The following is an 18,114-nucleotide window of genomic DNA, read 5'->3' on the forward strand; positions in this document are numbered from 1 at the left end:
TGACCTCCTCTGGCTTGTTTGAAGCAGATATATCCGCCCCAACTGCCAGAATTTGACAGTAACCTTGCGGCCTCGGACGGGGCCTGCGATCTTGCATCCAATCAGGATTGGAGAATGCATGTATCGCGTCATTGGAACCGTCAAAAGCCGCGCCTTTCGCGTACTCTGGATGCTTGAAGAGTTGGGGCAGCCTTATGATCTGGTTGAGGCATTCCCACGGTCGGAAGAGGCAACGGCGCACAACCCGCTGGGCAAGATACCGGCGCTGGTAGATGGAGATGACGTGCTGACCGACAGCGTCGCCATCATGACATACCTTGCCGACAAACACGGTGGGCTGACGGCCCCCGCCGGTACAGCAGCCCGCGCCCGGCAGGACGCCATCACCCTATGGCTGATTGACGAGTTGGACGCACTGCTTTGGACGCACAGCAAGCATACCTTTGTTCTGCCAGAGAAGCTGAGGCTCTCCGATATCTCATCGACGCTGCACAAGGAGTTTGCCCGAAATGTGGACACTTTCGCTGGCATGCTGGAACAATCCGGTGATTTCATCACGGGCGATCACATTTCGCTGCCTGATCTGTTGGCTGTACATTGCTTTGGCTGGGCGTTTGGTGCCGAATTTCCGGCGCTTCCCGACAGCATCAAGGCGTATTCTAAACGCCTACGTGCCAGGCCAGCGTTTCGTGCAGCGGCAGGTCGCTAACGCTTCAGATACCGCACAGCACCCTGTCCGGCCCAGCGCCCAGTGGCGAGGCACGCGGTCAGAAGATAGCCCCCTGTCGGCGCTTCCCAATCCAGCATTTCCCCGGCACAAAACACTCCCGGCCGTGCCCGCAGCATGAGCGCGCCGTCCAGCGCAGAGGCGGGCACACCTCCGGCAGTTGAGATGGCTTCGTCCATCGGGCGCAGTCCAGTGTGTGCAATCCGCAGCTTCTTCAGCCGCCTGGCGATCTTCAGGGTCTCAACCGGCCAAGGCCGCCCCCATTCCTGCGCCAGTGCGATTTTCAAAGGCGACAGGCGCAGCGCCTTTCGCAGATGATTGGCAAAGCTCGCCTTGCCGCGGGGGCGGTTCAGCCGAGCCACCACATCATCCACACTCAAATCAGGCAGCAGGTCCACATACAGATCAGCGCCTTCGCGCACCCCGCGCGAGACGGAATAGATACCCCCGCCTTCGAGACCGCGATGTGACATCACCGCTTCCCCCCGCGAACGATACGGACCTGAACGCCACGCGACGCCCTTGACCGGTTGGCCGATATGTTTGGCCATATGATCGGACCACCCAACCGCAATTGCTGCATTCGCTGCTGCGAAGGGGCGCGTGTCGACACCGATCCAATCCGCCCAAGCACCATCGGAACCAAGCCTTGCCCAACTGGCCCCACCGCAGGCCAATATGACGGCGTCGACTTCAACGGATGACACCGCGCCATCCGACCCTTTAACCATCGGCTGCTTATCGTTCCAACCGATCCACCGATGTCGGGGCAAGATGTTCACCCCCAGACCGTCCAGCCGTTGCAACCATGCCCGCAAAAGCGGCGATGCCTTCATCGCCTTGGGAAACACGCGACCGGTCGATCCTGTGAACATCTCTTGTCCCAAGCCTTCGGCCCAGCGGACAACAGCGGCGCTGTCCGACGCCTGCAGCGCTGGGGTCAGCCAATCCGTTGCTTCCGTATAGTGCGGCAACATGGTGCTCAGATCTTCGGCTTTGGTCAGGTTCAATCCTGACTTCCCGGCCATGAGGAACTTGCGCGCAACACTTGGCTTGGCCTCGTATACCGTGACTGGAAACCCCGCCTCGGCCATCACTTCCGCAGCGGCCAACCCCGCTGGCCCACCACCGATTACGGCAACGCGGGTCACTCCGAAGTGGCCCGTAGCTCACCCTTCATCTCGACCACGCGATGCGGATATGGGATTTCGATGCCATTGTCCTTGAGGGCATTCCAGATCGCAAAAAGCACATGGCTTTTGTACTTGTTCCGCCCGTCATCGATTCCGTTGACCCAGTATTCGACGGCAAAGTCGATACCGCTGTCGCCAAAGCCCACAAGCTCGCAATCCGGCCCTTCCGGTTTGTGCAGGACAAAAGGCAGCTTAGACACCGCTGCATTGATGATGTCAGGGACCATGTTGATATCAGTATTGTAGCTGACCGAAAACGGTGCCTCGTACCGGTTCGCCGATCCGCTGTCAGAATAGTTGACGACCCGGGTGGTGATGAAGTCCTCATTCGGGACGACGATCCAGCGGCCATCATAAGTTTCAAGGATTGCAGCGCGGGCGGTCATCTTGACGATGGTGCCTGCCTCGCCTCCATCCAGTTCAACATAGTCACCAACGGTCGCCTGCCCTTCGACAAGCAGGATGACGCCCGAGATGAAGTTGGATGCAATCTTTTGCAAACCAAAGCCGAGACCGACGCCGATGGCACCGCCCAGCACGGCGAGGGCAGACAGGTTGATACCCATGATGTTCATAAGCACGAGGAACGCGACACCAAAGATCAGGAATTCGACCGATTTCGCCACCAGTTGCCGGAGCGATGGACGCATCTCTTCCTGTTTCTGGATGAAGGTGCTGGACTGGCTGTTAGACCACTGCCCAAGCCAGAATATCACGCCACCCACGGCCAAGAACTGCAAGAGCCAGAGCAAGTTGAATGACAGGTTGCCAAGCGGCACAACCGTCTCTTCGAGGCGGGTCGCAGCCAATTCAAGCAGCCCCAGAGTATAGAGTGCTGCAATCGGGATAAGAACGTACCGCCCCAGAAGTTTCAGGAACGGATCGCTGATAATGTCCCGCACCAGCGCACGCACGGCCAGAAACAGGAACACCCGTTTGCCAAAGGCGATGACCGCGCCACTGTCAAAGATCGATCGGACCACGCTTTCGCCGATCCCGGTCAGAACATAGGCCAGAAGAGGAAGCAGAAGCGGCAGGAATTGCGTCACGAAACGGCGCGCTTTGGCAAGGATGCCGTCACTATCGCCCGGGTCAAGCACGCGGGCCAATGTCGGTTGCAAGCGGCGCGTAATCACCACGGCACCCAAATAAGCGACGATCAGCAGAGCAAACTGTGACCATGCCGCAGGGCTGAGCAGCCAGGACAACGCCAGCTCCCACCCTTGCAGGGCGTAGCCCGCAATGGTCTGCACAATCTCGGGCTGGCTTTCGAGATCAAACTCCACAGCGCACCTCTTGCCTCATTCAAACAACGCGTCAATTGTCACGGGCAACGCCATCTGCGCAAGAGAGCATACCACTGTCCGACCCGACCAACGCCCCAATTTGTCCGCTCTGTGGCCGTCCTATCCCACCAGACGTGCCGCAAAGCCTGCATCACCTGATCCCGAAGCTAAAGGGCGGCAAAGGCGGCTCAACGGTGTTGCTGCATCACATTTGCCATCGCGAGATCCATGCAGCGCTGACAGAGGCGGAACTCGCCCGCGACTACAACACGCCCGAGGCACTGCGCGCGCACCCGCGGCTGGCCAAGTTTTTGGGGTGGGTGGCAAAACGTCCACCGGGCTTTGCATCAAAGGTTCCGGGAACCCGTCGCAAACGTTAGCGTTTGCGTGGGGAAGTATCGACTGTGCGCTTTTCCTCCAGCCGAATGCTAACGTCACGCAATATGCCTGAAACCAGTAATTCTACACGCTCATAAGTCGTCAGTTCCCGCGAACCCTGAGCGGGTTTGGGGTCGCGCCGTGCGTAGTCTATGCGTGAGTCGCGGGCCATTAATAGAAAGCCTACAACGTGTAACGTAAAGTTGACAACTGTTGTGTCTGAACTATCTACACATGGCCTTTATTGCGCGCGCCGTTTCACTCTTTGCCGCCGCAATATCGATACATAACTGCTGAGCCCGATCCAACACGGCCCCGTTCTCGACCAGTTCATCGACCAAGCCAAATTCATAAGCTGTTGCGGCAGGCAACTTTTGACCACCAAGGAAGATCATCTTGGTCCGTGCGGTACCGATCAGTGCCGCCATGCGGACCGGATCACTGGGTTGTGGCAAGTATCCCAGCTTCATGACCGGATAAAAGAACTTGGCCGATGGCACGGCAATGCGCAGATCGCAGGCAAGCACCATCCCGGTAGCACCCCCCGCCACCGTTCCGTTCAGGGCCGCAATGGTCAGGCCGGGCAAGTCAGCGATGGCCCCCGACAGTTCCTCCCACAAGGGAGAGGTTGCCAGACCCGCGCGCGCCGCATCCAGATCCGCACCTGCGCTGAATACCTTGCCTGTGCCTGTCAGGATAACCGCGGCGGCCTGCCCTGCATCACGTGCCGCATCGCGCAGGTCAATCAACATCTGCTCGGTCAGCGCACCCGCTTTTTCAGGGCGGTTGATCGTGATGGTCCAGATCGGGGTAGAGCGATCAATCTCAATCATGTCAGACCCACCCGTGTTCGAATGTCGGGATCTCTGAGGGAAATCTCTTGGCCAATCCAATCGTCGGCGTCCGGGGAACACATCCAGAGCAGCGCCTTGGCCGGCCAATCCGCAGGGATATGATCGGACCAGTCCAGCTGGCTGACCGGGTTGATGCCGCTGGCCTTGATCTCGCGCTGCATCTGGGTGGCAACAGTGCCCGGCGATAGCCCCATGGCGCGGATTCCCAAACTGCCGTTTTCCTTGTCCACGCAACGGGTCAGCATAGCGGCACCGGCCTTGGACGCACAGTAGTGTGACCACGCTTCGACAGGGCCGTGCGCAGCACCGGAGCTGATCGTCAGGATCGTGCCACCACCCGCTTGCAACATGAGAGGTAACGCCGCGCGCATACCATAGAAGACACCCTTGAGGTTGATGTCGATCACATGGCCCCACGCATCGGGGTCTGCATCGGACAGATGAGAGATAGGTTCAATCACACCAGCATTTCCAATCAGCACATCGAGGCCGCCGAAATGGTCCACCGCCTTGCGCACAACGCCTTCGATTGCAGAAAAACTACTGACATCGCAGGGCAGCGCGATCGCTTTCGGGCCAATTTCGGCAGCTAGGGACTCAACCGCATCAGAGCTGCGCGCCACCAGGGCCACATTCGCGCCGGCCTGCGCAAACACGCGTGCCGTGTCTGCACCAATTCCCCTGCTGGCGCCGGTGATCAACGCCGTCTTTCCGCTCATGTCGTGCATTCTGTCCTCCGCATCGCTGTCCCGGCCTTGTGGTACGGACATCAGCGGCTTAGGTCCACCCTGCGGTCTTGACGCTCCGTGCACTGTCCCGGACGATATGGCCAAAGCTGTTTAAGGATTCTGACATGTCTCGTATTTCACACTTTTTTTCGGGCACTGCCGTTGCACTGTGCCTACCCGCTACCGCCGCTTTGGCAGACCTGACTGCCGAAGAGGTATGGGCGGACTGGCAATCATATATGTCCAGCGCTGGCTATACTGTAACCGGATCCGAGACCATTGGGTCGGGATCCGTATCCGTGTCGGATATGATGTTGAATGTCGAGTTTGCTGATGACACCGGCGCAAGCGATTTCAAAGTAGTGCTTGAATCCATCAACTTCGTGGAACAGGGCGACGGTAGCGTGGCAATCGAGCTGCCAGCGAACTCCACCATGAACATGTCGTTCCAGCCGGAAACAGGCGAGGATGTAACCCTCGCTATCGACTTTAACCAAACTGCACCCAACATGGTGGCTTCCGGCGATCCGGGCGACCTGACATATACCTACGCCGCCGACGCCGCACGTATAGCGCTGCAAAGCCTAACAATCGACGGCGTGTCCGTTGGCCCCGAGATTGCAAAACTCGACATGACCATGACCAACCTGACACAGGTCGTTCAAACGACCGTTGGTGATTTGCGGACAATGTCGCAGAACATGGAAGTCGAATCTGTCGACTACGATTTTGCGTTCAAAGACCCGGAAAGCGACGACATGTTCCAAATCATAGGAACGATGAGCGGTCTGAAACTGGACGGTACCGGCGATTTACCCATCGATACGGATGTGCAGGACGTGAACGCGATGCTGAACGACGGGTTTCAGGCGGATGCGTCCTTTACCACCACTGGCGGCAGCTATGACATGTCGTTCAGCAGCGAAACGGACGGCAACGGAACAGCCAACGCAACATCCACCGGTGCAAAGTTCGACATTTCCATTGGACCGGACGGCTTGCTTTACGATGTGGCGCAAAGCGGCGTGGACATGAATGTGCTGCTTACCGAATTGCCGCTGCCTCTATCCTTTTCCGCAGCAGAGATCGGCACGCGCTTCTTGTTGCCCCTGCAGAAGTCGAACGAAGAGCAAGATTTCGGCATGGCCGTCACGCTCAGTGATTTTTCCATGTCCGACGCGATCTGGAGCCTGTTTGACCCGACATCGCAACTGCCACGGGACCCGGCCACACTGCTCGTGGATCTGAGCGGCAAGGCAAAGGTGCTGTTTGACTTTCTCGATCCCACGCAGGCCGCTGTGCTGGACGAACCCGACACGGCCCCAGGTGAATTGAACGCACTGACGATCAACAAGCTGGAGCTGGATGTCGTTGGCACACGCCTGACAGGTGCAGGTGATTTCGTGTTCGACAACAGCGATCTGGTCACGTTTGACGGGATGCCCCGCCCGGAAGGTGCGGTGGACCTGACACTTGTGGGCGGAAATGGTCTGCTCGACAAACTGGTAGGCATGGGCCTGCTGCCTGAAGATCAGGCCATGGGTGCCCGCATGATGATGGGCTTGTTCGCTGTACCGGGTGAGGGCGAAGACACCCTCAATTCGAAAATCGAAGTCAACGATGAAGGTCACGTGCTGGCCAACGGTCAACGCATCCGCTAAAATATATATGCGGGGCTGCGCCTGTCGCCGCCCTTGCACCTTACCCCCTGCACCGCTACCTCAGGCCCAAGATCGCGGAGCAGATACATGACCCCATCCGACCTATCGACCCTAAGCCAACGCCTGTTGGATGTGGCTAAATCCGCCGGTGCAGATGCCGCGGATACCATCGCAATTCAGGGCACATCCCTATCCGTCGATGTGCGCAGCGGGGCACTGGAACAGGCCGAGCGGTCAGAATCGATCGATATCGGCCTGCGCGTCTTTGTCGGGCAGAAACAAGCCAACGTCTCGGCATCTGATACCAGTGATCGCACGATAGAGGAGATGGCAATGCGTGCTGTCGCCATGGCGAGCGAAGCCCCCGACGATCCCTTCGCCGGGCTCGCAGAGCCGGACCAGCTGGTAACCGATTGGGATATCGACTCACTTCAATTGAATGACACCTCCCCGGAGCCAGCGGCCGAAGACCTTCAATCCGATGCGCTTGCGGCCGAAGCGGCAGCAGGCAAGATCAAGGGTATCAGCCAGGTTGAGCAAGCCTCTGCCGCGTACGGCGCGCGCAACATCTGGCTTGCGACCAGCAACGGGTTTTCCGGTGGCTATCGCCGCACCGACCGGGCGCTAAGCTGTGTTTCCATCGCGGGCAGCGGCACCGATATGGAGCGGGATTACAGCGGCGACAGTCGTATCTTTCAATCAGACCTGCGCAGCGCCGAAGATATCGGCACCGAAGCGAGCATGCGCACGGTTGAACGCATCGGAGCACGCAAACCGCCAACCGGCACATATCCTGTCCTGTTTGACGAACGGATTTCATCATCGTTGATCGGCCACTTGTTGGCTGCTGCGAATGGGTCGAACATTGCGCGCGGGTCGTCTTGGCTGCGCGACAAGTTAGAGCAGGCGGTTTTGCCCGACGGCATGAACCTGGTCGAAGACCCGCACCGCCCCCGCACCTCGGGCACACGTCCCTTCGATGCAGAAGGGTTGCCGACACATCGACGGACCATCGTGGAAAACGGCGTACTGACAGGCTGGACCCTCGATCTTTCGACCGCGCGCAAGCTTGAGATGGCGCCGACGGGCAATGCGGCACGCGGCACGTCTGCCCCGCCCAGCCCATCGAACTGGAATGTCACGCTGGATGCAGGCGCCGCCACCCGCGATGACCTGATCCAGGACATGGGCACCGGGCTTCTTGTCACATCAATGATCGGTTCAACCATCAACCCGAACACCGGCGATTACTCCCGGGGCGCCTCCGGGATGTGGGTCGAGAATGGAGAGATCGCCTATCCGGTCAACGAATGCACCATTGCGGGCAACCTGATCGATATGCTGCGCCAGATTGTACCTGCAAACGATGCACGCGTGCACCTGAGCCGCGTGGTGCCGTCCCTTCTGATCCCGGGCATGACCCTTGCCGGCAGCTGATCTACCATTGCTGATCGACGCGGCGCGCATCGCAGGGCGCGTTGCAACCAGCTTTGTCGGCCCATCGGCGGCACGATGGGACAAACCGAACGACGCAGGCCCCGTGACCGAAGCGGATTTGGCCGTGAACGACGCCCTTGCTTCCACCCTGCGCCTCGCCCGGCCCGACTACGGTTGGCTGTCGGAAGAGACGGAGGATGACGACGCGCGCCTTTCTGCAGACACGGTTTTTATCATCGATCCGATCGATGGAACACAAAACTTTGTCGAAGGTGGACGCACTTGGGCCATTTCGATCGCCATCGCGAACAAGGGACAAATCAGCGCCGCCGTCATCTACTTGCCAAGTCGGGACAAGCTTTACGCGGCAGGCCTTGGTTTGGGGGCCACATTGAACGGTACGTCCCTGACAGCAACGCGTGCAGGGATGGCTGCTGACAGCACCGTGTTGGCCGCGCGCCCCAGTTTCCAGGACAAACACTGGCGCGACGGTGCACCGCCCGTCGACCGGCATTACCGCCCGTCACTGGCGTATCGACTGTCGCTTGTGGGCCAGGGTCGGTTTGATGGCATGTTGACGCTGAGACCCAGTTGGGAATGGGACATCGCAGCGGGCGCCTTGATTGTGACAGAGGCTGGCGGCAGGATTACGGACCGCACAGGTGCACCGTTGCGCTTCAACAATGCCCATCCGGCTTTGAACGGTGTCGTCGCTGCCGGGCCACCCCTGCACAGCGCATTGGTTGAACGGTTGGGACCCGTACGTACGGCCTGATCACCTTGACCCTCCGACCCATATGCGCAAACTGCGCGCGGCATGCCCAGCCCATGATCAAAGGAAATTGCGATGACACAGCGCCTGCACCTCGTCTTTGGCGGCGAACTGGTCGACCCGTCCCGGAACGTCTTCAAGGAGGTTGACGACCTACATATCGTCGGGATCTTTCCGAACTATCAGGCCGCCTACGACGCCTGGAAGTCAGAGGCGCAGCGTACCGTCGACAACGCTCACATGCGCTACTACATCGCACACCTGCATCGCCTGCGTGACGAAGAAAACGCGGCAACCGCAACCGAAGAACTCGGCTGAAGTTCACGTGCGTGGATCGCTTGGGCTATCGGCCTATCGCACAGTTTCTGGGCGGCGTACGCCGCCCCGGTTTGATCCCATTCGGGACAGGCCACCCGGAGAGTTGGTTTGGATTCACGCGGCCGAGCCGGGGAATAACCGCGCACTCAACGATCTGGCGCATCGCCTGATTGCCATGCGACCAGAATGCAATGTTTTGCTCACGGCTGCGCATGGCGATTTTGGCAACCGAGGTTCCGATTGCATATGGCAAGACGCCACGCCCCCTGATCATCCGGTCGTTGCAGACGCGTTTATTGCCCACTGGTCACCTGACGTTCTGATCTGGGCCTGGGGTGATCTGCAACCCAATTTGCTCCTGTCTGCGGCTGAGAACGGCACGTATATGATGTTGGTGGACGCGGCGCGGGATGGATTCGAAAGCAGACGCGATCGCTGGCTGCCCGAAGTGCCCCGCGCCCTGCTCGCCCAATTCGACCACGTGACCGCGCGCGATGAAGACGCCCACTTGCGGTTGGCACAGATGGGTCGCTCTGTTGCCGCGATGGAGTTGGCGCAGCCCTTGCATCCGTTTGGTAAAATGATGCCCGCGGCTGAAACTGATTTGACTGATCTTGCTGCGAGCCTGGGCGGGCGACCGACATGGCTGTCAGCACGCACCGGTCCGGCAGAGTGCCCTGGCGTACTTGCAGCACATAAACTTGCACTCAAAGCGTCGCACCGGTTGCTTTTGGTGCTGCACTTCACTGACCCACAACACGCACAAGAAGCTGAAAAACACGCAAATGATCAAGGGCTCCGCGTTGCCAACTGGGCTGACGGCGGGTTTCCGGACGAGAACACCCAGGTTCTGATTGACGACGACGATGCAGAGCTGGGGCTATGGCTGCGGGTCGCCACCGTTACATTTCTTGGCGGATCGATGCGCTCCAGCACGGACGTATGTGATCCGTACTCCGTAGCGGCGCATGGCACCGCCATTGTCTATGGTCCGAATGTCGGTCCGCATGTTGATGCGCTTACCCGGCTGATGAATGCTGGCGCCGCACGGATCGTCAATGATCCGACATCATTGGGAAGAGCCGTAGGTCAAATGATCACCCCCGATCATGCAGCGCACATGGCCTTAGCTGGCTGGGACGTGGTGACGCGTGGGGCGGACAGCCTTGACCGGATCATTTCACTTATTCAAAGCCACCTTGATATGCGGCAAGAGGGGGGACGGTGATGCGCGCGCCGACTTTCTGGACCAAACGGAAACCTGACTGGCGCGCACGGCTGCTGGCACCTCTCGGCGCACTCTACGCCGGTTCCACGGCGCGCCGCCTTGCCCGCGGCACACCCGAAAACTTGCCTGTTCCGGTCATCTGTGTAGGCAACATCAACGCTGGCGGCACTGGTAAAACGCCAACAGTGATGGCTATTGCCGAACGGTTGCGCAATGCGTTCCACGATCCACATATCGTCAGCCGCGGCTATGGCGGGACAGAAACCGGCCCGGTCGAAGTGAACCCAACCCGGCACAAGGCTGATCAGGTCGGAGACGAACCCCTGCTGCTTAGCGCCTTTGCTCGCACGTGGGTGGCGCGCGACCGCGCAGCGGGCGCGCGCGCAGCCATCGCGGCTGGGGCAACAGTGATCATACTGGACGATGGATTCCAGAACCCGGCCGTGCATCAAGACCTGTCTATCGTCGTGGTGGACGCAGAAACCGGCTTTGGAAATGGCCTATGTCTTCCGGCCGGGCCACTGCGTGAACCTGTAGCAACCGGGTTGGCACGCGCAGACCTGATATTGTCGATCGGGCCGATGGAAGCACAAAGCGAATTTGATACAAGCCGTCTTCCACAAACGTTACCACACATTCGCGCCGATCTTCAGCCGCTGCAAACCGGGATGGATTGGACGAATACACCCATGGTCGCCTTTGCCGGGATCGGGCGGCCAGACAAATTTTTCGACACTCTGCGCGGACTCGGAGCAAAGGTTGTTCGCACCGAAGCGCTCGGCGATCACCAGAAACTCAGCACGGCCTTCCTGACCCGTCTGGAACGGGACGCCCGCAGCATGGGTGCTCAACTGGTCACAACAGAAAAGGATGCCGCACGATTGCCGCCTGCTTTCCGCTCTAAGGTGATCACGTTGCCGGTCCGCCTCGTCTTCGAAAACCCTGATCAACTTGATACAGCGCTGAACGGCCTGCCAAAACAAACTTCTTCTGACTGAAAATACCACCGGCGGCGGCGCAAACCCAGCCGCGGGACGCGGATGGACAGCATCATGCCGCGCGTCAGCGCGTCCAGTCTACAAATGCAAGAAGCGTAGCACCCGGCTATCAGGCCGGGTGCTGTCCATCAGATCAGCTGCCCGCCGCCTCGTCGATCAGGCGGGACATCTCGGGATAGGCCATGTTGTTGTACTTGGTCCCGTTGATGACAAAGCTCGGGGTCGAGTTGATGCCATCTTCAGCCGCGTTCTGCTGATACCATCCAACCAGCGTGCGAAGGTTGTCGGCATCCGTCAGACAAGCCTCAAGCGCGTCCCCCGATAGGCCAGCCAGACGACCGATCTTGCGCAACTCGTCGGCGATCTGGGCCGGATCACCGCCACCGGCGCGCGCCCATTCGGACTGGCCAGCATACAACATATCTGTAACGCCAAAGAAGGTTTCAGGTGTCCCCGCACAGCGGGCAATAGCCGAGGCCCAAAGACCGAACCGGTCGAAATACACCTCTCGGTAGATGAAGTTGATCTTGCCCGTGTCGATATAGTCAGACTTGAGCTGCTTGTAGGCACCGGCATGGAAGCTGGCGCAGTGCGGACAGGTGTAGCTGGCATATTCGATCACGGTCACGGGCGCGTCCGGGTTACCAAGCTGCATCTCGACCACCGACGATGTGTCGATGTCATCCGATGCTTCCTGCGCATTGGCGGCACCAAGCAAGCGCTCGGCCTGCGCCTGTTCCTGCGCACTCGACCCGCTGGATTGCATCGAACTATACAGGAAGTACCCACCGACACCGACAACAACGGCGAGGATGGCAACGATACGGTTCATGAGGGTGTTCCTTGTTTTTCTTTTGTGAGGATATGTGCGCCAAGCCGTTCTAGGGCCGCGCGCAATGTTTCGTCTTCGACAGGCGCAACCACATGGGACGCGGCTTGCGTCATCTCCGGCGCCGGCTCTATGGGTGTTGTGTTTTTCGGACGATGCTCAAACGCAACCTCGCCCTCGGCGAAGCCCGTGGCGGCAGTCTGTGTGATCCGAATGCGCGAGATGGCATTGTAGCCATAAACCGCGTTCACACGTTGACGCAGCTGGTCCTTCTGCATCTCAAGCATCGGCGCTTGCGCACCCGTGGTCAGCAAGGTCAACGTCGCACCGACACCTCCGCAGCCATAGCTGACCTCGACCGGGCGGGCGATGGCGGCCACGTCTGCCCCGGCCACCTCTGCCCAGTCCGTTAGCAGGCGGCTTTGGGCAAAGCCCCGGCTTTCACTGGCTTGCCGAATCCGACCGGTCAGCAAAGATGCTGTCCGTTTGAACCCTTTTGTACTGGCACGCCGCATGGCCATGGCTATGTTCCCTGTCACTCACTCGTGATCATAGCGGATCAAGGCGTGATCACCAGCAATCTCAATAGGAGAGCCATAACTCTTGCGTGACCTCAGCAATGAACTTCTGGACTGGTACGATATCCACGCCCGCAAGATGCCGTGGCGGGTCGGCCCGGCAGACAAGAAAGCGGGCGCGTGTCCGGACCCCTATGCCGTCTGGATGTCCGAGATCATGCTGCAACAAACCACTGTTGCCGCCGTCACCGAGTACTTCAAACGGTTCATCGCGCGCTGGCCCACGGTGGCCCACCTTGCCGCAGCCGAGGATGCAGAGGTCATGGGCGAATGGGCAGGACTTGGATACTATGCCCGCGCCCGCAACCTGCTGAAATGCGCCCGGGCAGTTGTCGCTGATCACGGTGGCAAGTTTCCTGCGGACCACGCAGCCCTGCTCAAACTGCCGGGCATCGGTCCCTATACAGCCGCCGCGATCGCTTCGATCGCTTTCGACCTGCGACATGTTGTTGTGGATGGCAACGTGGAACGGGTCATGGCGCGCATGTTCGATGAGCACACCCCCCTGCCGGTCTCCAAACCGATCCTGACCGAGCACGCAGACAGCCTGACACCGCAAGACCGCCCCGGCGACCACGCCCAGGCGGTGATGGATCTGGGCGCTACCATCTGCACGCCCAAATCCCCGGCCTGTGGCATCTGCCCATGGCGCGATCCGTGCAGGGCGCGGGTGGCCGGTACAGCGGCCGAACTGCCCAAGAAAGCCCCGAAGAAAGCCAAACCGATCCGCCATGGCACCGTTTATCTTGCCCGGCGCGCTGACGGTGCGTGGTTGGTCGAAACGCGGCCCGACAAAGGGTTGTTGGGGGGCATGATGGGTTGGCCGGGATCTGATTGGGTGGACACGTCCGAACCGCGCCCCCAGAACGCGCCGCTTGAAACCGATTGGGCCAAGCTGGAGGGCGAGGTCCGACATACCTTCACCCACTTTCATCTGATCCTTGACGTAATGGTTGCCAAGGTCGACCACGCAGAACCTGAGCGCGGATATTACATTCCGCGAGACAAATTCCGGCCCTCCGACCTTCCAACTGTAATGCGCAAAGCCTTCGATCTGGCGCAGAAGTGACGATAGGCGGCGTCGCGTCACGCTTGGCAGGAACCCATGTTTGTCTCTAAGCTGTGATGCGCGCAACTCAAGGACCACCAAGCATGACACTCCCGCCGGATACTGTCGCCAAGGTGCAGAACGCCCTGCCCTTCGCCCTGTCTTTCCTGCTGATCCCACTGGCGATCACCAGCGCCATCTACGGTGGCTGGACTGTTATCCTTTTGCCTGTGGTGACATGGTACATGTTCTCGATCCTCGATTTGGCGGTGGGTCTGAACACCGACAATGCAGATCTTGAAGCAACTGAAGATGACCTGTTCTGGTACCGGATGATCACAACTGCATGGGTGCCCGCGCAATTCCTGATGCTGTTCGGCCTGATCGCTTACGTCTCCCCGGCAGACCACCTCAACACGCTCGAAAAACTGGCGATCTTCTTTGGCGTGGGCGTCATTACCGGCACCGTCGGGATCAACTATAGTCACGAGCTGATGCACCAGAAGAACAAGCTCGAACGCTGGCTGGGCGATGCGCTCTTGGCCATGGTGCTGTATTCCCACTTCCGATCCGAACACCTGTTGGTGCACCACCGCTATGTCGCTACCCCACGCGACCCAGTGACAGCCCGCATGAACGAAAGCTTCTACCGGTTCTACCCACGCGTTCTAAAACAGTGCTTCCTGTCTGCGTGGAACGCGGAGAAGGCGATGTTGGCACGCAAGGACCTGCCCGCCACCGACAGCTCAAACCCGTTCTGGAAATACGCCTACCTGCAACTGGTGTGCTTCCTGCTGGCCTTTGCGCTTGGCGGCTGGGCGGGTGTGGGTCTGTTCATCCTGCAAGCGGGCGCCGCCATCTGGCAGCTTGAACTGGTCAACTACATCGAACACTACGGCCTGACGCGCAAACATCTGGGCGATGGCAAGTACGAGCACGTACAACCGCGCCATTCGTGGAACGCCGCACACAGGGCATCGAACTGGTTGCTGATTAACCTGCAGCGGCACTCGGATCACCACTACAAGCCTGACCGCCGCTTTCCCGTGTTGCAAAACTACACCGAAGCCGACGCGCCACAGTTGCCTTACGGCTACCCTGTGATGACCATTGCCGCGATGATGCCCGGTGTCTGGAAACGGGTGATGAACCCGCGCGTGCAGAAGTGGCGCGACATGTACTATCCGGAAATCACAGATTGGGCGGCGTATAACAAAGCGGCAAACCCGCTACCGCGTTAGAACCCAACGCCAATTGGCGTCATCAGGAAGCCGCATTTGCGCCGTCCTCCCGCCAAACGGGTACAGCATAGCTGATCGTATTGGCGATGCAGGACGGTTACGTTGCAGCAAATATCTTATTGGTATTCCTTCATACACGCGCGCTTGCCCTATCCGGTGCGCGTCCTTCTGAACATTCTTCTCCTGCCGATGGCGATCTTCGGAGCAATGCGCGCAGCCGTGTCGAGCATGGCGCACGAAAGCTCGATCAACATGTTGACCGATGACGAACTTAAATCTGCTTTTACGTTCGACGTCCTCGATGGCGATCCGGACGCACAGCATGTCAAATCGGAACATGATCATGTCATGGCGCTCATTGCCGAAAGAAAATGGAGGGATGTAGGCCACTTGATCGAAAGCCACGATCAAGCGCGCGCCCCGCTTCCTTCCGGTAATCGACTGAACCGCATGCTGTTGGCGCACCTGCAACATACTGCATTGGCAGATGGTCCAACACAGTTCAATCGAACAACCGATGCCAATCCTGTCACGCCGTTCACAGAGGCTGCACTGGCTTATCCCGACAGCTATGGCCTCGCTTGCTTGGCAGCATCCATGCACCTGAGCGTTGGCTGGCGGGAACGTGGTCACAATTTCGCTGACTTCACGGGCAGCGGCCCAATGGACAAGTTTACAACCCATCTGGAAAGCGCGCGCGCATGCGTTGCGCATCTTGATGCAACGGCTCTGAACGCGCAACTTGTCGCCGAAATACAGTACCAGACAATGATCGGCGGCGATGCAGACGCACAGGAATTGATAGGTGCGGTGGACCAATGGGGGGCTTTGGATCCAACCGATTTGGCCAGGTTCTCGCGCTTGGGAATACACCTGCTCCCTCGGTGGTACGGCGATTACGGCTTTATGCGTGAAACGGCACAGCTCATCTATGCCCAAACCCATTCCCGCTACGGCGCCGCTGGCTACGCCGCATTTTTCCTGCAAGCATTGGACACCGATGAAGAAACACTGGCGTATGTTGACATGACTTTGGTGCGCGAAGGTGTTCTCGACCTGATCCAGATGGCACCTGATCCAGATGTATTGTGCAATCTGATCTGCAAACGGCTTTATTCCATCGGTTGCAAAAGCCACTCCATAACCGGTGCCGAGGAAACCGACGCAATCCTGAGCAAACGAGAAGAGGTGAAAAAGACTTTTCATAGCCTTGTCAGACAGGGGTTAGGCGTCGTTTTTCCAGATATCTGGACGACGCTGTGCAGTGCAACCGATCTGCGCTACCTCCTTGCAGAGACGTTTGAGGGAGAAATCATGCGCGGCTGCCACGTTCATCTTGGCGCCAAGGGCGCAAAGATCACTGAGCCGGAATAGAGCCCTGCAACTCTAATCTAGCACCCACACCGGTAGCATCTCGGCCACGCCGCGGACAACCTGATCCGGTGCACGGCGGACGCCGCTGGAGCCCCCCGCCGCCGAGATGGTTGCGTCGCTAATGATGGCGCGCACGCCCAGGGCTCGCGTCATTGCCTCCAACCGGTTTGCAACGTTCACAGTGTCGCCTAGAACCGCAAATTCCAGCCGGTTGGCACCGATGTCACCAAGAACCACAGGTCCGTAGTGCAGGCCGAAGCGCGCGTCGATTTCTGGCAAGCCCTCTGCACGGCGATCAACGTTCAGTGCATCCATGCGGTCCGCCATCGCATGCACACAGGCCACCGCACGGGCCGCATCATCCTGTGACGGCAGAGGCGTGCCAAACGTCGCCATCAACCCGTCTCCCAGATACTTGTCGAGCGTGCCCCCATGGGCAAAAACCTCGCTCTCCATGCGGGTGTGGAAGGCCCGCAAGGTCTCGATCACCTCTTGGGCCGGGCGTCCGTCAGCATAGGTGGTGAAACCCACAATATCGACAAACAGCACCGCCGCATCGTGGCTGCGAATCTGGCCCAGCGGCTCATCCTTGGTCGACAGTTCCTCGACCATGGAGGGTGAGAAGTAGCGCGCCAGATTGGTGCGCTCGCGCGCCATCTCGGCGCTGTCCAGAACAAGGTTCTGATATCGCCGCACCGCAACGGCCAGGATCACCGCAACAACAAGAAACACTACAACCTGCTGAAAACGCAGATCCCAATTCACATTGTTCGGATCAAAGGCGCGGGCCAGATCAGGGTGGTCGGGAAACATCTGCCCTGCCGCGTCGGACAGTTCTGGAAACGTCCTGCCAAACCACCATACGCAAAGCGTCCCCAAAAGCCACAAGGCCATTGTCCAGTTCCCAATAGCAATGATGGTGCGCCACGAATATGTCAGCACGCCAGCCGCCAAGATAATGAAGAAGTATTGGAATACCTCAAAATTGTAGATCAAAGCCGTCGGCATCGGATCGTCCTGCAGCGGGTTCGGCACCAGCAAGGTCAGGGTCATCAAGAGCAGATCCAAAAACAGCAATGCCAGCTCGGCTCGCGACTGCCCGACACGGCCGACGCGCCGTTGTGCAAATCCCACAAGCACAAGGCAAAATAAAAGGAACTGGTACCACAGCACATCCCAGTTAGGGTTCAGAAATACAAGCATGATGGCCGTGACCGACAGCGCACCGGTCCGGGCCTTTACGGCCAAATCCATGCCTTCACGCTTGTTGCGTTCCAGTGCCTCCCGCGCATGTCGATGCCCGGGAATTTCATCGTCGCGATCAGCGCGGCCTGCAGTCACTACGGTGGCGCTCACATCGACCATTCTATCTGCCCTCTTCGATTGCCACCTCCAATGTAAAGCACATTAACAAAAAAGCCCCGCCAAAAAGGCGGGGCATAGGTGCAGTGCCCCTTTTGGGCC

General features: G+C 59.0%; 18 protein-coding genes. 11 read left to right on the plus strand and 7 right to left on the minus strand.

Annotated features, from left to right (window positions below):
- The first annotated feature begins 118 nt into the window (after positions 1-118).
- Positions 119-709, plus strand: coding sequence for a glutathione S-transferase family protein (locus Q1A75_RS17715; RefSeq protein WP_299553533.1), 591 nt, complete (start codon positions 119-121; stop codon positions 707-709).
- Here Q1A75_RS17715 and Q1A75_RS17720 read toward each other — a convergent pair.
- Both Q1A75_RS17720 and Q1A75_RS17725 read right to left on the minus strand, forming a co-directional pair.
- Positions 706-1,878, minus strand: coding sequence for a TIGR03862 family flavoprotein (locus Q1A75_RS17720; protein ID WP_299553536.1), 1,173 nt, complete (start codon positions 1,876-1,878; stop codon positions 706-708). The genes Q1A75_RS17715 and Q1A75_RS17720 overlap by 4 nt on opposite strands.
- Entirely contained in the window at positions 1,875-3,206 is a 1,332-nt protein-coding gene (locus Q1A75_RS17725) for a mechanosensitive ion channel domain-containing protein (RefSeq protein WP_299553539.1), read from the minus strand. Before Q1A75_RS17725 ends, Q1A75_RS17720 begins: the two co-directional genes overlap by 4 nt.
- Before the next feature lie 74 nt (positions 3,207-3,280).
- Here Q1A75_RS17725 and Q1A75_RS17730 point away from each other — a divergent pair, with 74 nt between their 5' ends.
- Positions 3,281-3,586 (plus strand): HNH endonuclease, encoded by a 306-nt coding sequence (locus Q1A75_RS17730; RefSeq protein ID WP_299640692.1) that lies wholly within the window; start codon positions 3,281-3,283, stop codon positions 3,584-3,586.
- A gap of 222 nt (positions 3,587-3,808) precedes the next feature.
- Here Q1A75_RS17730 and Q1A75_RS17735 read toward each other — a convergent pair whose 3' ends face one another.
- The gene (locus Q1A75_RS17735) at positions 3,809-4,417 is read right to left on the minus strand and encodes an enoyl-CoA hydratase/isomerase family protein (protein WP_299553544.1); all 609 of its coding nucleotides are present in this window, start codon (positions 4,415-4,417) and stop codon (positions 3,809-3,811) included.
- The gene (locus Q1A75_RS17740; RefSeq protein ID WP_299553546.1) at positions 4,414-5,166 is read right to left on the minus strand and encodes an SDR family oxidoreductase; all 753 of its coding nucleotides are present in this window, start codon (positions 5,164-5,166) and stop codon (positions 4,414-4,416) included. Before Q1A75_RS17740 ends, Q1A75_RS17735 begins: the two co-directional genes overlap by 4 nt.
- 125 nt (positions 5,167-5,291) lie before the next feature.
- On the opposite strand from Q1A75_RS17740, the gene Q1A75_RS17745 reads away from it, so the two are divergent.
- From Q1A75_RS17745 to lpxK, 6 genes are all read left to right on the plus strand, one after another.
- Positions 5,292-6,827, plus strand: a complete 1,536-nt coding sequence (locus tag Q1A75_RS17745) for a DUF2125 domain-containing protein (RefSeq protein WP_299553549.1) — start codon at positions 5,292-5,294, stop codon at positions 6,825-6,827.
- Positions 6,828-6,914: 87 nt separating this feature from the next.
- Positions 6,915-8,264, plus strand: coding sequence for a TldD/PmbA family protein (locus Q1A75_RS17750; RefSeq protein ID WP_299553552.1), 1,350 nt, complete (start codon positions 6,915-6,917; stop codon positions 8,262-8,264).
- Entirely contained in the window at positions 8,251-9,039 is a 789-nt protein-coding gene (locus Q1A75_RS17755) for a 3'(2'),5'-bisphosphate nucleotidase CysQ (RefSeq protein ID WP_299553555.1), read from the plus strand. Before Q1A75_RS17750 ends, Q1A75_RS17755 begins: the two co-directional genes overlap by 14 nt.
- 72 nt (positions 9,040-9,111) lie before the next feature.
- Positions 9,112-9,354 carry a DUF4170 domain-containing protein gene (locus Q1A75_RS17760; protein WP_299553557.1) on the plus strand — a complete coding sequence of 81 codons (243 nt, stop codon included), beginning with the start codon at positions 9,112-9,114 and terminating at the stop codon, positions 9,352-9,354.
- A complete protein-coding gene (locus Q1A75_RS17765; protein WP_299553560.1) occupies positions 9,311-10,582 on the plus strand; it encodes a glycosyltransferase N-terminal domain-containing protein in 1,272 nt (423 codons plus the stop codon). The genes Q1A75_RS17760 and Q1A75_RS17765 overlap by 44 nt, the downstream gene beginning before the upstream one ends.
- The gene (gene lpxK, locus Q1A75_RS17770; RefSeq protein ID WP_299553563.1) at positions 10,582-11,580 is read left to right on the plus strand and encodes a tetraacyldisaccharide 4'-kinase; all 999 of its coding nucleotides are present in this window, start codon (positions 10,582-10,584) and stop codon (positions 11,578-11,580) included. The genes Q1A75_RS17765 and lpxK overlap by 1 nt, the downstream gene beginning before the upstream one ends.
- A gap of 133 nt (positions 11,581-11,713) precedes the next feature.
- Here lpxK and Q1A75_RS17775 read toward each other — a convergent pair whose 3' ends face one another.
- Together Q1A75_RS17775 and Q1A75_RS17780 are read right to left on the minus strand one after the other, a co-directional pair.
- Positions 11,714-12,412 carry a DsbA family protein gene (locus Q1A75_RS17775; protein ID WP_299553566.1) on the minus strand — a complete coding sequence of 233 codons (699 nt, stop codon included), beginning with the start codon at positions 12,410-12,412 and terminating at the stop codon, positions 11,714-11,716.
- Positions 12,409-12,930, minus strand: coding sequence for a DciA family protein (locus Q1A75_RS17780; protein WP_299553569.1), 522 nt, complete (start codon positions 12,928-12,930; stop codon positions 12,409-12,411). Before Q1A75_RS17780 ends, Q1A75_RS17775 begins: the two co-directional genes overlap by 4 nt.
- 82 nt (positions 12,931-13,012) lie before the next feature.
- Here Q1A75_RS17780 and mutY point away from each other — a divergent pair, with 82 nt between their 5' ends.
- The 3 genes from mutY (at position 13,013) to Q1A75_RS17795 (ending at position 16,650) form a co-directional block, all read left to right on the plus strand.
- On the plus strand, positions 13,013-14,056 hold the full coding sequence (gene mutY / locus Q1A75_RS17785) for an A/G-specific adenine glycosylase (protein ID WP_299553572.1): 1,044 nt from the start codon (positions 13,013-13,015) through the stop codon (positions 14,054-14,056).
- Positions 14,057-14,139: 83 nt separating this feature from the next.
- Positions 14,140-15,276 carry an alkane 1-monooxygenase gene (locus Q1A75_RS17790; RefSeq protein WP_299553575.1) on the plus strand — a complete coding sequence of 379 codons (1,137 nt, stop codon included), beginning with the start codon at positions 14,140-14,142 and terminating at the stop codon, positions 15,274-15,276.
- 102 nt (positions 15,277-15,378) lie between these two features.
- Positions 15,379-16,650, plus strand: a complete 1,272-nt coding sequence (locus Q1A75_RS17795; protein WP_299553578.1) for a hypothetical protein — start codon at positions 15,379-15,381, stop codon at positions 16,648-16,650.
- Positions 16,651-16,662: 12 nt separating this feature from the next.
- Here Q1A75_RS17795 and Q1A75_RS17800 read toward each other — a convergent pair whose 3' ends face one another.
- Complete coding sequence (locus Q1A75_RS17800; protein ID WP_299553581.1) at positions 16,663-18,015, minus strand: adenylate/guanylate cyclase domain-containing protein; 1,353 nt, start codon at positions 18,013-18,015, stop codon at positions 16,663-16,665.
- Between the last annotated feature and the right edge of the window lie 99 nt (positions 18,016-18,114).

It is taken from the genome of uncultured Tateyamaria sp., assembly GCF_947504105.1.
Classification (GTDB): Bacteria; Pseudomonadota; Alphaproteobacteria; order Rhodobacterales; family Rhodobacteraceae; genus Tateyamaria.